The organism is Asanoa ishikariensis, assembly GCF_900107455.1.
Lineage (GTDB): Bacteria > Actinomycetota > Actinomycetes > Mycobacteriales > Micromonosporaceae > Asanoa > Asanoa ishikariensis.
This window is the reverse complement of the sequence record NZ_FNQB01000001.1, coordinates 1,395,208-1,407,596: the sequence shown is the minus strand read 5'-3', so window position 1 is coordinate 1,407,596 and position 12,389 is coordinate 1,395,208. Positions and strand designations below refer to the sequence as shown.

General features: G+C 69.2%; 11 protein-coding genes. All 11 read right to left on the bottom strand.

Features of this window, described 5'->3' with window-relative positions; genetic code table 11:
- Positions 1 to 51: 51 nt before the first annotated feature.
- Positions 52 to 1,545 carry an adenosylhomocysteinase gene (ahcY, locus tag BLV39_RS06635; RefSeq protein WP_090788410.1) on the bottom strand — a complete coding sequence of 498 codons (1,494 nt, stop codon included), beginning with the start codon at positions 1,543 to 1,545 and terminating at the stop codon, positions 52 to 54.
- A gap of 418 nt (positions 1,546 to 1,963) precedes the next feature.
- Complete coding sequence (manA, locus tag BLV39_RS06630) at positions 1,964 to 3,103, bottom strand: mannose-6-phosphate isomerase, class I (RefSeq protein ID WP_090788408.1); 1,140 nt, start codon at positions 3,101 to 3,103, stop codon at positions 1,964 to 1,966.
- A 250-nt stretch (positions 3,104 to 3,353) separates the two neighbouring features.
- On the bottom strand, positions 3,354 to 4,325 hold the full coding sequence (locus tag BLV39_RS06625) for a cation diffusion facilitator family transporter (RefSeq protein ID WP_090788406.1): 972 nt from the start codon (positions 4,323 to 4,325) through the stop codon (positions 3,354 to 3,356).
- Between the two features lie 10 nt (positions 4,326 to 4,335).
- On the bottom strand, positions 4,336 to 5,547 hold the full coding sequence (locus BLV39_RS06620) for an SIS domain-containing protein (protein ID WP_090788404.1): 1,212 nt from the start codon (positions 5,545 to 5,547) through the stop codon (positions 4,336 to 4,338).
- A complete protein-coding gene (locus BLV39_RS06615; RefSeq protein ID WP_090788402.1) occupies positions 5,547 to 5,732 on the bottom strand; it encodes a Trm112 family protein in 186 nt (61 codons plus the stop codon). The genes BLV39_RS06620 and BLV39_RS06615 overlap by 1 nt, the downstream gene beginning before the upstream one ends.
- A gap of 47 nt (positions 5,733 to 5,779) precedes the next feature.
- Complete coding sequence (locus BLV39_RS06610) at positions 5,780 to 7,171, bottom strand: phosphomannomutase/phosphoglucomutase (protein WP_090788400.1); 1,392 nt, start codon at positions 7,169 to 7,171, stop codon at positions 5,780 to 5,782.
- A gap of 117 nt (positions 7,172 to 7,288) precedes the next feature.
- Entirely contained in the window at positions 7,289 to 8,239 is a 951-nt protein-coding gene (locus BLV39_RS06605) for a hypothetical protein (RefSeq protein ID WP_143049658.1), read from the bottom strand.
- Between the two features lie 141 nt (positions 8,240 to 8,380).
- Positions 8,381 to 8,692 (bottom strand): hypothetical protein, encoded by a 312-nt coding sequence (locus tag BLV39_RS06600; protein WP_176984789.1) that lies wholly within the window; start codon positions 8,690 to 8,692, stop codon positions 8,381 to 8,383.
- Positions 8,652 to 11,462 carry a WXG100-like domain-containing protein gene (locus BLV39_RS06595; RefSeq protein ID WP_090788395.1) on the bottom strand — a complete coding sequence of 937 codons (2,811 nt, stop codon included), beginning with the start codon at positions 11,460 to 11,462 and terminating at the stop codon, positions 8,652 to 8,654. Before BLV39_RS06595 ends, BLV39_RS06600 begins: the two co-directional genes overlap by 41 nt.
- Positions 11,459 to 11,740 (bottom strand): hypothetical protein, encoded by a 282-nt coding sequence (locus tag BLV39_RS06590; RefSeq protein ID WP_090788393.1) that lies wholly within the window; start codon positions 11,738 to 11,740, stop codon positions 11,459 to 11,461. Before BLV39_RS06590 ends, BLV39_RS06595 begins: the two co-directional genes overlap by 4 nt.
- The gene (locus tag BLV39_RS06585) at positions 11,733 to 12,125 is read right to left on the bottom strand and encodes a YbaB/EbfC family nucleoid-associated protein (RefSeq protein WP_090788391.1); all 393 of its coding nucleotides are present in this window, start codon (positions 12,123 to 12,125) and stop codon (positions 11,733 to 11,735) included. The genes BLV39_RS06590 and BLV39_RS06585 overlap by 8 nt, the downstream gene beginning before the upstream one ends.
- Positions 12,126 to 12,389 lie beyond the last annotated feature (264 nt).

Genomic DNA, 12,389 nt, shown 5'->3' with positions numbered 1-12,389 from the left:
CCGGCGGGAGCGACGGTCGTGCCCCCGACGAACCCGGGACCAGATTTGTATCTAGTACCGGTAGTGGTCGGGCTTGTAGGGGCCTTCGACGGCGATGCCGAGGTATCCCGCCTGCTCCTTGCTGAGCTCGGTGAGGTGGACGCCGAGGGCGCCGAGGTGCAGGCGCGCGACCTTCTCGTCCAGGTGCTTCGGCAGGGTGTAGACGCCGATCGGGTACTCGTCGAGCTTGGTGAAGAGCTCGATCTGCGCGATCGTCTGGTTGCTGAAGCTGTTGGACATCACGAAGCTCGGGTGACCGGTCGCATTGCCCAGGTTCAGCAGGCGGCCCTCCGACAGCACGATGACCGAGTGGCCGTCGGCGAAGCGCCACTCGTCGACCTGCGGCTTGATGTTGATCCGCTCGGCGTCGCCGCGCTTGGCCAGGCCGGCCATGTCGATCTCGTTGTCGAAGTGCCCGATGTTGCCGACGATCGCCTGGTGCTTCATCCGCGCCATGTGCTCGTTCGTGATCACGTTGAAGCAGCCGGTCGCGGTCACGAAGATGTCGGCGGTCTCGACGACGTCCTCGAGGGTGGCGACCTGGTAGCCGTCCATCGCCGCCTGGAGCGCGCAGATCGGGTCGATCTCGGTGACGATGACCCGGGCGCCCTGGCCGCGGAGGCTCTCGGCGCAGCCCTTGCCGACGTCGCCGTAGCCGGCGACGACCGCGACCTTGCCGCCGATCAGCACGTCGGTGGCGCGGTTGATGCCGTCGATCAGCGAGTGCCGGCAGCCGTACTTGTTGTCGAACTTCGACTTGGTGACCGAGTCGTTGACGTTGATCGCCGGGAAGAGCAGGCCACCGGTCTGCTGCATCTCGTAGAGGCGGTGCACGCCGGTGGTGGTCTCCTCGGTGACGCCCTTGATGCCGGCGGCGACCCGGGTCCAGCGGCGGTTGTCCTCCTGGAGCGAGCGGTTGAGCACGCCGAGGATGACCGCGTACTCCTCTGAGTCGGCGGTGTCCACGCTCGGGACGGCGCCGAGACCCTCGAACTCGGCACCCTTGTGCACGAGCAGGGTGGCGTCGCCGCCGTCGTCGAGGATCATGTTCGGGCCCTCGCCGTCGGGCCAGAGGAGCACCTGCTCGGTGCACCACCAGTACTCCTCGAGGGTCTCGCCCTTCCACGCGTACACCGGGACACCGGCCGGCGCCTCAGGCGTGCCGTCGACGCCGACGACGATCGCCGCGGCGGCGTGGTCCTGGGTCGAGAAGATGTTGCAGGACGCCCAGCGGACCGTCGCGCCGAGCGCGGTCAGGGTCTCGATGAGCACCGCGGTCTGGATGGTCATGTGCAGCGACCCGGTGATGCGGGCGCCCTTCAGGGGCTGGGTCGCGGCGAACTCACGCCGGAGCGACATCAGGCCGGGCATCTCGTGCTCGGCGAGTTGGATCTCCTTGCGGCCGAAGGCGGCCAGGGACAGGTCGGCCACCTTGAAGTCGCCTTCGGCGAGGGTGCGCGGACGGTCCCCGGTCGACGCGCCGTGCGCCGGAAGGGTGCTGGTCATGAAAGCTCCTAGTCGGTCGCGTCCCTGCTGGGCTCTGCGGCTGATCGCGACCATCGAGCTTACGCGGGGGGCCTGTGAGAAGCAGCGTTACCCCGGCGGGCCCTCTCGTCTCGCGGGCTTCTCGGCCAAGCCGGCGGCCCCCGTCCGCACATAGCGCACGGGGCGGTGGGTGGTCTGCGGACTTAACCGCTCGACCCCACACCGCCCCGTGCATCCCCCCGGTTTGGTTCCCCCGCGCGTGACTCGGACCTTCGTCGCGATAACGCTGCGTGGTTATAGAGTCACACCACGCGATCGCCTCTGTCAAGAGAATGCGGATATTTCCTGATCTGTTCTGTCGGCTGCTGGCCTGGACCGGTGTGCCGGCGCCCGCTGACTGCTCGTGGCGCGGGTGGCGATTTTCGGCTCGTGTCCGGGTTCAGTCGCCCAGCGAGGCGACATAGACCTCACCGGCCCCGGCGATCATCAGCGGGCCGGCACCGGCCGGTCCTACTGCCGCTCGGCCGGGAGTGAGCGAGACCACGCCGGTCGCGTCCCCGATGGTGATCTCCCCGGCGGTGCAGAGGGCCAGAATCGGGCCGCTCAGGCTGAGTTGGGTCGGCCTGGTGACGCGGTGGAGGGCGAAATCGTCGACCGGTACGGGCCAGGTGTGCACCCCTTGGGCGATTTCGATCGGCTTGACCACTGGTTCGTCGAGGACGTCGAAGCGGAGCACCTGGAGGAGTTCTCCTACGTCCACCCGCTTCGGGGTGAGGCCGCCGCGTAGGACGTTGTCGCTGGCGGCCATGATCTCGATTCCGGAACCGCTCAGGTAGGAGTGGAGGTTGCCCGCCGGCATCCAGACCGCGTCGCCCGAGGTCAGGCGGACGTGGTTGAGCAGGAGGGCCACCAGGACGCCAGGATCGCTCGGGTAATCGGCCGCCAGCCGCCGTACCAACGCGAGATCGTCTGCGAATTCGTCGGCCATTGGTTCGCCGGCTTTGCCCGCGGTGATCAGCTTGATCAGGTCGGTGCGGTTGCCTGACCAGGTCAGGAGCAGCTCCACGGCGTCGGCGATCTCGCCTCGGCGGAGGTGCTCGACGATCGGTGCGAGGGGCGCGCCGCCGAGGGCTTCCAGGGCGTCGGCGGAGCGGCGCGGGTCGCGAAAGCCGCACAGGGCGTCGAACGGCTCGATCGCGACGAGAAGTTCCGGCTTGTGGTTGGCGTCGACGTAGTTCGGGTCGCCCGCGGTGAATCGTTCGCTGGCGCGTTCCAGGTCGGGGTGGGCCTGGAGCGACAGCGGGGCGTCGGCCGCCAGGAGCTTGAGCAGGAACGGCAGACGGGGACCGAAGCGGGCGACCGTGTCGGCGCCGAGCCAGCCGGTGGGTGCGGCCCCGATCGCGTCGGCCAGGCTCACCGGGCCGTCTTCGCCGTCCAACGTCGACGGTGCGGCGGGGTGGGCGCCCACCCAGAGCTCGGCTTCCGGGCCCGCGCTGGGCGCCGTGCGGCCCTGTAGTCGAGCGAGCACCGTGCGCGAACCCCAGGCGTAATCGCGGATGGGGCTGTCAAGTCGTTCCACAGTGGCCGGTCCCTGGGGTAGGCGCTGTCGCGCGAATCGTGTGCCTGCTCGGCGTCCGGACCCCCGGCAGAGCCATCCCGGACGCCGCGCGGGCAGTTGGCCGATCATCGCGTGCGGCGGATGCCCGGTCGACCGGGAGCGGGTGCCGCGGTGACCCGTACGACACCGTGAAAGCCCCGCAACCGACAGACCCGGCCGTCCGGGCACGAAGGCCGGATGACTGTCATGTCGGCTCACGTTGCCGTTGGACCTAGTGGTTGGTGATGCCTTCGGCCGTTTCCGCGGCGGCGCCGTCACCGGCCGCGGCGGCCCGAGTGCTGTAGATGTCCGGTTCCAGGTAGATCACGCGGGCGATCGGAACCGCCTCGCGTACCCGTGCTTCGGCCGCGTTGATCGCCCGCGCGACCTCGTCGGCATGGGCGTCGGGCGTGACCGCGATCTTCGCGGCCACCAGGAGCTCTTCGGGGCCGAGGTGCAGGGTCTTCATGTGGATGATCCGGTCGATGCCGTCGCCGACCAGCGACTTCTCGATCGCCTGGGTGTTCTCCGGACTGGCGCCCTCGCCCAAGAGCAGGCTCTTGGTCTCGATCGCGAGGATGATCGCGATCGCCACCAGCAGCACACCGATCATGGCGGTGCCGAGCGCGTCCCACTTGCCGTTGCCGGTGGCCAGCGTCATCGAGACACCGAAGAGCGCGAAGACCAGACCGAGCAGCGCGCCGACGTCTTCGAGCAGCACGACCGGTAGCTCCGGCGCCTTCGCGCGCCGGACGAACGCCACCCACGATGCCTTGCCGCGCAGCGGGTTGGACTCGTGGATCGCGGTGCGCAAGGAGAACGACTCGAGCCCGATCGCCACGATCAACACCGTGATGGGAACCCACTGCCACTCGGTGATGCCGTGCGGGTCCTGGTACTTGTGCCAGGCCTCGTAGAGCGCGAACAGGCCACCGACGCTGAACAGGATGATCGAGACGATGAACGCGTAGACGTAACGCTCACGCCCGTACCCGAACGGGTGTTGCGGTGTCGCCTTGCGGGTCGCCCGCCGCCCGCCGAGCAGCAACAGGACCTGGTTGCCCGAATCGGCGCACGAGTGGATCGCTTCCGCGAGCATCGACGACGAGCCGGTGAGTATGAATGCCAAGAACTTCGTGACCGCGATGCCCAGGTTGGCGGCAAGCGCCGCGATGATGGCACGCGTGCCGCCACCGGCACTCATGTCACTGCGCTCATGGGTTGGAAAGCTCCTTCATCTCGGACACGGCCGGCACCGCCATGGGGTCGAGACCGTGTGCGAGAGCGAGATAGACCGAGGCGAAGTCGGGAACCGCGACCAGGGAAGCCAACCGCTCCAGCGACGAGCCGCCCTCGGCGGTGAGGACGTCGCAACGTACCCCGCGACGCTCGGCCAGGGTCTGGATCGCGTCGGCGCGGCGTTCCTCGACGGCGAGGGGCTCGTCGGTGTCGTCGTCGGCGTTGAGGCCGCCGTCGCGCAGCAACACCACGCGCAGCCGGCTGGCCTGCGGGCCGTCTTCGTTGTCGAACGGGTCGGAGAAGACGTCACGGTCGGTCTCGACCAGACCGCCGAACACCCCGTCGAGCAGGCCGACGCGACCACGACCGGCCTCGCCGAGCGCCCCGGCGACCACCGGATAGCGGGCGTTGGCGGACAGCGTGTCGGCGAACCGCCGCGCGGCCACGGTCGCCAGCGGCGACGAACCCCAGACGATCGGCACGGAGCCGGCCAGGCCCAGCGCCAGGGACTTCGCCGGGTTGACGAACGACTCGGCACTCGGCCGGCAGCGCTCCGCGTCGGCGTCGAGCCGGGTCGCGGTCTCCGCGAAGTCAGCCTCGTTGACCTTGACCAGACCCAGCGTGCGGGCGGCGAGCAGCACCGGGACCGTCAGCGCCCAGAGGCTCGCGCGGGCCGGGGCGCGGCGCGGAACCGGGATGTACGGGGCACGGGCCCGCTCGACGACCGACTGAAGCTCGGAGTCGGGCGCGCCGATGCCGACCAGCCGGGCGCCACGACGGGCGGCGGCGTCGGCCGCGGCGAGGGCTTCCGGGCTGTGGCCGGACGCACTGATCGCGATCACCACGTCGGCGGCACCGACCCAGCCGGGCACGCCGGCGCTGCGGTGGATGATGACGGGCGCGCGGGACCGCGGACCCGCGGCCATCGCGAGGATCTCACCGGTGCGGGCGGCGGTGCCGGCGCCGGCGATCACCACGGCGCGGGGCAGGCCGTCGTCTTCGAGCGCGGAGAGGTTGGCCTCGGCGGCGAGGGCCGCGGACTCGCGCACCTGCGCGCCGGCGGAGGCCGCCATCCGCAGCATGCCGCCCGGGTCGTTCTGGGCCATCGCGTCCTGGTTGTCGAGCAGGGCCTCGTCGGCCACCCGCTGACCGCGCAGGCCGGCGGCACCGCCCACCGGGGTATCCATCAGCTTGCCTCCGGCGCCGGCGGGCGAGCCTCGTCGAGCAGGAGGATTGGGATGTCGTCGCGGATCTCGAACACTCGGTGACACTCGGTGCACGTCAGCGTCTGTGCTTCCGCGTCGTAGGTCAGCGGCGCGTGATGCGTGTCCGGGCACGCGAGAATGTCCAACAACTGCTGATCCAGGGCCATGGTGCGGCTCCTTCCAGATGCGGGCGGCGGGCCGTCCGGCGACGATCTTAGCGGCGGATGAGACCCAGGGCCTCGTCGCGCAGTTCCGCCATGCGCGTAGCGGTCGGCGCCTCGACGTTGAGCCGGAGGAGCGGCTCGGTGTTGGAGGCACGCAGGTTGATCCACGCGCCGTCCGGGAAGGTCAGCGTCAGACCGTCGAGCTCGTCGACCACCGAGTCCGGGTACGCCGCGCGTACCTCCTGCTGCTTGGCCTTCTGGTCCTGCACCGTCGAGTTGATCTCGCCGGACGCGACGTAGCGCTCGAACGCGGCGCCGAGCTCGGACAATGGCTCAGGCTGACCGCCCAGCGCGGCGAGCACGTGCATCGCGGCGAGCATGCCGGTGTCCGCGAACCAGAACTCGCGGAAGTAGTAGTGCGCCGAGTGCTCACCACCGAACACGGCGTTGGTGCGCGCCATGTCCGCCTTGATGAACGAATGCCCGACCCGGCTGCGTACGGGCGTGCCGCCGTTCTCCCTGATGATCTCGGGCACCGCACTCGAGGTGATCAGGTTGTGGATGACCGTGTCACCGGGGTGCTTGGCCAGCTCACGGACGGCGACCAGCGCGGTAACCGCGCTCGGGCTGACCGGCTCGCCGCGCTCGTCGATCACGAAGCACCGGTCGGCGTCGCCGTCGAACGCGAGCCCGAGGTCGGCGCCGTGCTGCACGACGGCGTGCTGGAGGTCGACCAGGTTCTTGGGCTCGAGCGGGTTGGCCTCGTGGTTGGGGAACGAGCCGTCGAGCTCGAAGTAAAGCGGGACGATCGTCAACGGCAGCGCCTCGAGCGCCTGGTCGCCGAGGACCGCCGGGACCGTGTAGCCGCCCATCCCGTTGCCGGCGTCGACGACCACCTTGAGCGGGCGGATGCCCCGCAGGTCGACGAGCTCGCGCAGGTAGCGGGCGTAGTCGGCGAGCACCTCACGGCGCTCTTTTCGGGCACCCGGCGCGGGGTCTGCGGTCGGGCCGTCGCCGCTCCGGTCGAGGATGCGCTGGGCGTTGTCCCGGATCTCGTTGAGGCCGGAATCCTGGCTGATCGGCTTGGCCCCGGCCAGGCACAGCTTGATGCCGTTGTATTGGGCCGGGTTGTGGCTGGCCGTGAACATCGCGCCGGGCAGGTCGAGCGTGCCGGCCGCGAAGTAGAGCATGTCGGTGGAGCCGAGACCCGCCTCGACCACCCCGAGGCCCTCGCTGAGCACGCCCCGCGCGAAGGCCGCGGACATGCCAGGGGAGGTCGCGCGCATGTCGTGGGCGATGACGACGCTCGTGGAGTGCGGGTGCTTGGACGCCAGGAACTGCGCGAAACCCGCGCCTAGCGCCTCGGCGACCCGCTCGTCCCATTGATCCGGGACGACACCGCGAATGTCGTAGGCCTTGACGATCTGGGACAGCTCGGACAACGCACTCGCTCCTTGGACGATGCCAGCGTTTCGCCGCCGAGCGTAACGGAGGGGTCCGGCTGGCTGCCGAAGGCACTCATGAGCTGTGGATAACCCCGGGCTGTGGATAACCCGATCTCAGTCCTCGATGCGAGGGAAAATCACCGTCTGCTGGTCGCTGCCGGGCCCGGTCGCCGGACGCATGGGAGGAAGGAACATGGTCTGTGACTCGGGCGCCGCCGTCTGCCCGGCTCCCCCTGTGTGCCTGCCGAGATCAGGGGTAGGCCGGCCGCCGGCCCGGTCGGCACGCATCTGGCGCACCAGGAACACGATCAGGGCGGCGCCGACGCCGACCAGCACGAGCCCGCCGAACATGACCAGCCCGCTCATCCCGAGGAAACCGCCGCTGCCCGAGTCGTGCGGCGGCACCGGCACGGCAACCGCGAGCGGGCTCTTGGCCGGGTCGTCGAACGGGTCAGCCGTCAGCGGCTCCTCGGTCTTCGTCGGGGTGGTCGGCGGCGCGGACTTAGGTGGCTTGGTGGCCTTCTTCGTCGGCGTCACCTTGGCCCCGTTGACCCGGGCCGCCGCCGACTCACTGCCGACGACCTGCCCGCGCCCGTTGAACACCTGGCCGATCAGCGTGACGCTGCCACCCGGAGTCCCATCGGCGAAGCTGACCCGATACCGACCGACAGCGGTCTGCCGCTCACAGATCGTCGACCGATCCGGCGCGGTCCGCTCGGTGACCACCACGCCGGGACCGGCGTCCGAGACAACAACGGGCCGCCACTGCCCGCGGCTCTCGAAGTCGACCCGCACCTGGCCACCGTTCATGCCGTTGGCGAGCCGGATACCGAGCGCGGTGCGCACGTTGATGCAGCCACGATCCCGCCGAGTGACGCTGACGGATGCGGAACCGGGGTTACCGCCGGCGTTGAAGGCGCGCGCCGCCCGCAGATCAATCCGCTCGTCCGCGGCGCTGGCCGAGCCGGCGGAAACCACGAGCCCAACGCCGATCGCGCCGACCAGCCCCACACCGATCGCGAACAGCGCCACCACCCGACGGCCACCGCGCCGACCCACCATCATCACCATCTCCCATGTCCCGCGCTCACGTCCGGCGGACACGCTACCCCTTGGCCCTTGACACCGGTGTCACAGAAGGTCGCCAGATAGACGGTACGTAGTGGACCCGCAACAACCAGCACTGTCATGTTCCTGACGCCACTCTCAGTCACCCTGAGGAGGCCGCCCCCGCCACCGAAACACCCAGCCAATCGTCTCCTCATCGGGCAGCTCCTCACCGCCCGTGATGTCTCGTGCGATCCGCTCGGCCGCCGCACGATCGACGCGTTCCTGGCGCTCGTCGTTGCGATAGTCGTCCAGAAACCCCACGGCGAGGTCGGGGTTATACGCCCACGCGCGCAACCTGTGGTCCCACAGAAGCGCATGCCCCGGTCCCGCGTCCATGACGATGAGGCCGGCCGGCTCGAGACGCTCGTCAGTCGCGAAGATCGCGTAATAGCTGTACATCAACGTCATCCAGTCTCAGTCCAGGAGCGATCGGAAAGTCCACGATGCCAAGATCAAATTCGGCGGCGATGTCGCGGAAGTGCACCTTGTTGAGGTCCAGCCACGCTTTGTACCCCTCCCACACGTCGGACTTTCGCAGGATCCACATCGCGAAGCTTGTGTCACGGGGCTCGCTGATACGGCGTAGGCCGGAAGGCACAGTATCCGGCAAACCCAGCCGTCTGTTGATTGAAAGCATCCGCAGGAACGCATGGACACGCCTGGCGCTCGACGCAGCATGATCATGCGGATCCTCCTTGCGCATCACTTCATACAGCCCGTGGGTGAGCTTTCCCGCCCTCCACGACGCGTCCGTTGGAAACTGCAGTTCAAACAGTTGCCCACCCGAAGAACGGACCGTCATATTCAGGCCGAAGTAGCGGTTTCCGCTCAACCAGAAATTCTTGATTGACCTCGGCTCGACCTCGTAGCCGTAATCGGGCAGACGGGCCAACACGTGCCCGACGGCTGACGCTAGATCGACGTCGTCCGAAACCAAGATTGAGAAGCGAAGGACGTCGTTCAGCGACTGGCTCGTCGCCTCGATTGAGGGCGCGAGCAGGCGGGCCTCACTCTCGAACTTTCGGATCAGCGAGGCCAGGTCCTTGACTCGATGGTCGGTGCCGACCAGCGTCAGTCCGAGCCCAGCAGAGTCGTTCGCGATCGACTCCAGGTCGGCTTGCACCCGATCCGCCGCGCCCAGTGCCAGACGCTGGATTTCGAGCAACAGGGAATACTCCCCATCGACAAGATCGACTTCGAGGTCGTGCGGGCTCCATGCTAGGAGCATGGGCACGGACTCCGTCCCAAATGGGCTCGCGGGCAAAAGACTGTGTTGCTGGGCCGCGCTGAACACAGCGGCCTCCGCGTAGGTCAGCGGAACGGCACCGCGGTCGTAGCGGACTTTTCCCTCGTCGCCACCAACAGCCCAGGTTCCGTCGGCGAGTTCGCGGATGCACTCCTCGAGCGGGTAGGTGGCTGGGCGGTTCATAGGCCAATCCGCAAGACGCTCGGACGGGGAGTGGACCACGACGGGTATGCGCTCCAGGCCGGCCTCGCGGGCGGCGCGAAGCCGTTGGTTGTCGAGGGTGACGTAGCTGCCGTCGCCCCAGCGGACGCAATGGATGGGAGGGCCGTGCCAGCCGTTGGCCTGGACTTGGGTTGATGGACCTTCATGGGCCGGGCTGACGCTGCGTTGCGTGAAGCGGATCTGGTCCGGGCGCAGCAGGGCCACCTTCGGCAACACACGCTCGTAGCTGGAGCGCTCCGCCGCACTCAAGGTGTCCGGGTCGACGCCAAGGTCGGCCAACGTCGCGGACCCAACACCGATCGCCCTCAACTGCCGGTCGGTCGGGTCGCCCAGCATCTCCGAAGGTCGTGGCGGCAGACTGCCGACTGACGCTCCACCGGCGACGACGGGTGGCGACAAAGGCTGTTGCGGAGGACCGGCAACAACTCCCGCATCCCCCGGGCTTGTCCGGCTGGGCGCACCGACGGCTTCGGCAGGAGGCGGACCAGCGAGCTGGTTTCCGCCCGGGGCGTCAGCCGAAGCCAGATCAACAGCGGCAGGCGCGTCAGGGCCGAGCAGGGCAGGTCGCAGAGGACCGCTCGCCGTGGCAGTAGTTGTCTCGGAGTCGCGTGGCGCAGCCGGGTTTTCTACAGACGCCAGATCAGCGACGCCTGCCTTCGATGCCGCCTCCGCGAGAGCCCCACCCGTGGAGACGCCTCCGAACGTGGGAATGCCAGCAACGCCGGCCTCGACGCCGCTTGGAGACGGCGATGCAATCGCCGAGTTGATCGCAGGTCCGAAGTCGCCAGGTGTCCCAGTTGATGCCGCCGAGCCGACCTCGATCTCCAGCGTCGCTAACCCATGGTCGACCGCGCCGCCCGTGGCTCCGGAGGTTGCGGCTCGGGCTGCGTCAGTCGGGTCGGGAAGGCCGCCGCCCGTTGCCAGGCTGGCCGCCGTCTCGGCCAGTGCTTCCGAGGCAGCCGACCGCCCCGCTTTCGAAGCCAACCCCGCCGCCGGGCTTGGGCCAAGGTGCACCGCCGAACCGGCCACTCCGCCCGCGAAACCGCCCACCGCCGACATCCCCACGGCCCGCAGGTCGAACGACTCGCGATGTCCGGCGGCACGTTGATAGGACTGGATGCCGGCGGAGGTCCCGGCCTCCTCGACAGCCTCCGCCGCGCCCGCCAGCAAGACGCGGCCAAAAGGACGGGACAGCCGGACCACCAACCGCCCGAAGATTCGGTGGATGGCCGCCCGCGTCGCCGCTGCCGCTGCCACGGCCGCCGGGCTTGCGGCGCCTGCGGTCAGGGCCATCGCCACCGCCAACGCCAGCAACTCGATGACCAGGAGGACGACCTCGATCCAGACTTCGATCTTCGCTGCCTCGATCTCGGCACCGCACGACTCCACGGCTGCGCCCAGGTCGGTGAAGGCGCCCGGTAGCTGAGCAAGCGTGGTTTCAAGCCCGTGCCACTCGTCCGCGAACGCCGTCGCGGCCGGGCCCGCGTAGCCCGCCGATACCGCGCTCGCCGCCACCGCCGACTCCGCGGACACCGTCGACAGGTCCGCCGACGCCGCGTACCAGGCGTCGGCCACGTTCCACACCGCGCGCTCGTCGCCATCCGGCCACTGCACGCCGATCACCCATTCGAGGCACTCGTGCGCCCAGCCCGGCACCTCCCACGGCAGCGTCTCCAGTGGGTGTGGGATCGGGCTCGGCAGCACCCTCACGAACGGAAGCGGCGCGCCGCCGCCTGGTCCGAGTCCATCGTGGACACGGCAGCAGCGAGCACCGCGTCACCGAGACGGCCGAGTCCGGACGCCACCGAGGACCACGCCGCCAGTGCGGCCGACGCGGCCGGGAGGTAGGCCGCCGCGAACGTCGTGCCCGCCTCGTCTGACCCCCACGGATCGCCGGAGGGGATCGCGACGACGGACGACCTGCCCACCGCGGTCAGGTCGCGGGCCGCGTTCAAAACCAACGACGGGTCGAGGTAGACCTCAGCCATGACGGCGCAGCAGGGCGTCGAACTGGCCGCTGCGCACGTAGTCGGCCACCCCGGACCCCGGCGGCAGATAGCCCGCCACCAGGTCCTGGACCGCCCGCGCGGCCGACGACGCGGCATCGCGGACCGTCGCAGTGGTCAATGCCGCCAACTGGTCGGGGCGGTGGGCGCGGTAGGCGCCCGGGTCCAGCACCAGCCGGACCAATTGACCGCGGGCGTCGACGGTCGCGATGACGAGGCCGTCGGGTGACTGCGCTGTCGACGAGAACGCGGACAGGCGTTCTCGCAGCTCAGCCATGCCCGCACGGAGGCGTTCGTATTGGCCGAGGACCTCGTCGGCGCGCCCGCGGAGGGCTTCGTTGACCGCGCGGTCCGCGCGCTGTGCCATTGCCGATTCTCCCAACCCCGCAGGCAGAGATCACCGTAAGTCACGCAGACGATACCTGGAGACATAGATCGATGTGACCCCGTCGACACGAAGTTTCCAGGGCCGGGCCATGTCCCGCGGCCATCGCCGCGCGTTGAGGAAGGAGCCGGCACACCTGACGAGTGAAACCCCAGGTCAAGCCCGCGTACGGGGTCTTGGCGTGCCTTGGGCGCAGTGATCTTATGTGCCAAAAGGCCGCCGGAGCCGAACCTGTACAGATTGGAC

Bases quoted from the DNA above. Each gene is read 5' to 3' on its own strand.
- ahcY (WP_090788410.1), bottom strand. From the start codon at position 1,545: ATGACCAGCACCCTTCCGGCGCACGGCGCGTCGACCGGGGACCGTCCG.
- BLV39_RS06625 (WP_090788406.1), bottom strand. From the start codon at position 4,325: ATGAGTGCCGGTGGCGGCACGCGTGCCATCATCGCGGCGCTTGCCGCC.
- BLV39_RS06620 (WP_090788404.1), bottom strand. From the start codon at position 5,547: ATGGATACCCCGGTGGGCGGTGCCGCCGGCCTGCGCGGTCAGCGGGTG.
- BLV39_RS06615 (WP_090788402.1), bottom strand. From the start codon at position 5,732: ATGGCCCTGGATCAGCAGTTGTTGGACATTCTCGCGTGCCCGGACACG.
- BLV39_RS06605 (WP_143049658.1), bottom strand. From the start codon at position 8,239: ATGATGGTGGGTCGGCGCGGTGGCCGTCGGGTGGTGGCGCTGTTCGCG.
- BLV39_RS06600 (WP_176984789.1), bottom strand. From the start codon at position 8,692: ATGACGTTGATGTACAGCTATTACGCGATCTTCGCGACTGACGAGCGT.
- BLV39_RS06590 (WP_090788393.1), bottom strand. From the start codon at position 11,740: ATGGCTGAGGTCTACCTCGACCCGTCGTTGGTTTTGAACGCGGCCCGC.
- BLV39_RS06585 (WP_090788391.1), bottom strand. From the start codon at position 12,125: ATGGCACAGCGCGCGGACCGCGCGGTCAACGAAGCCCTCCGCGGGCGC.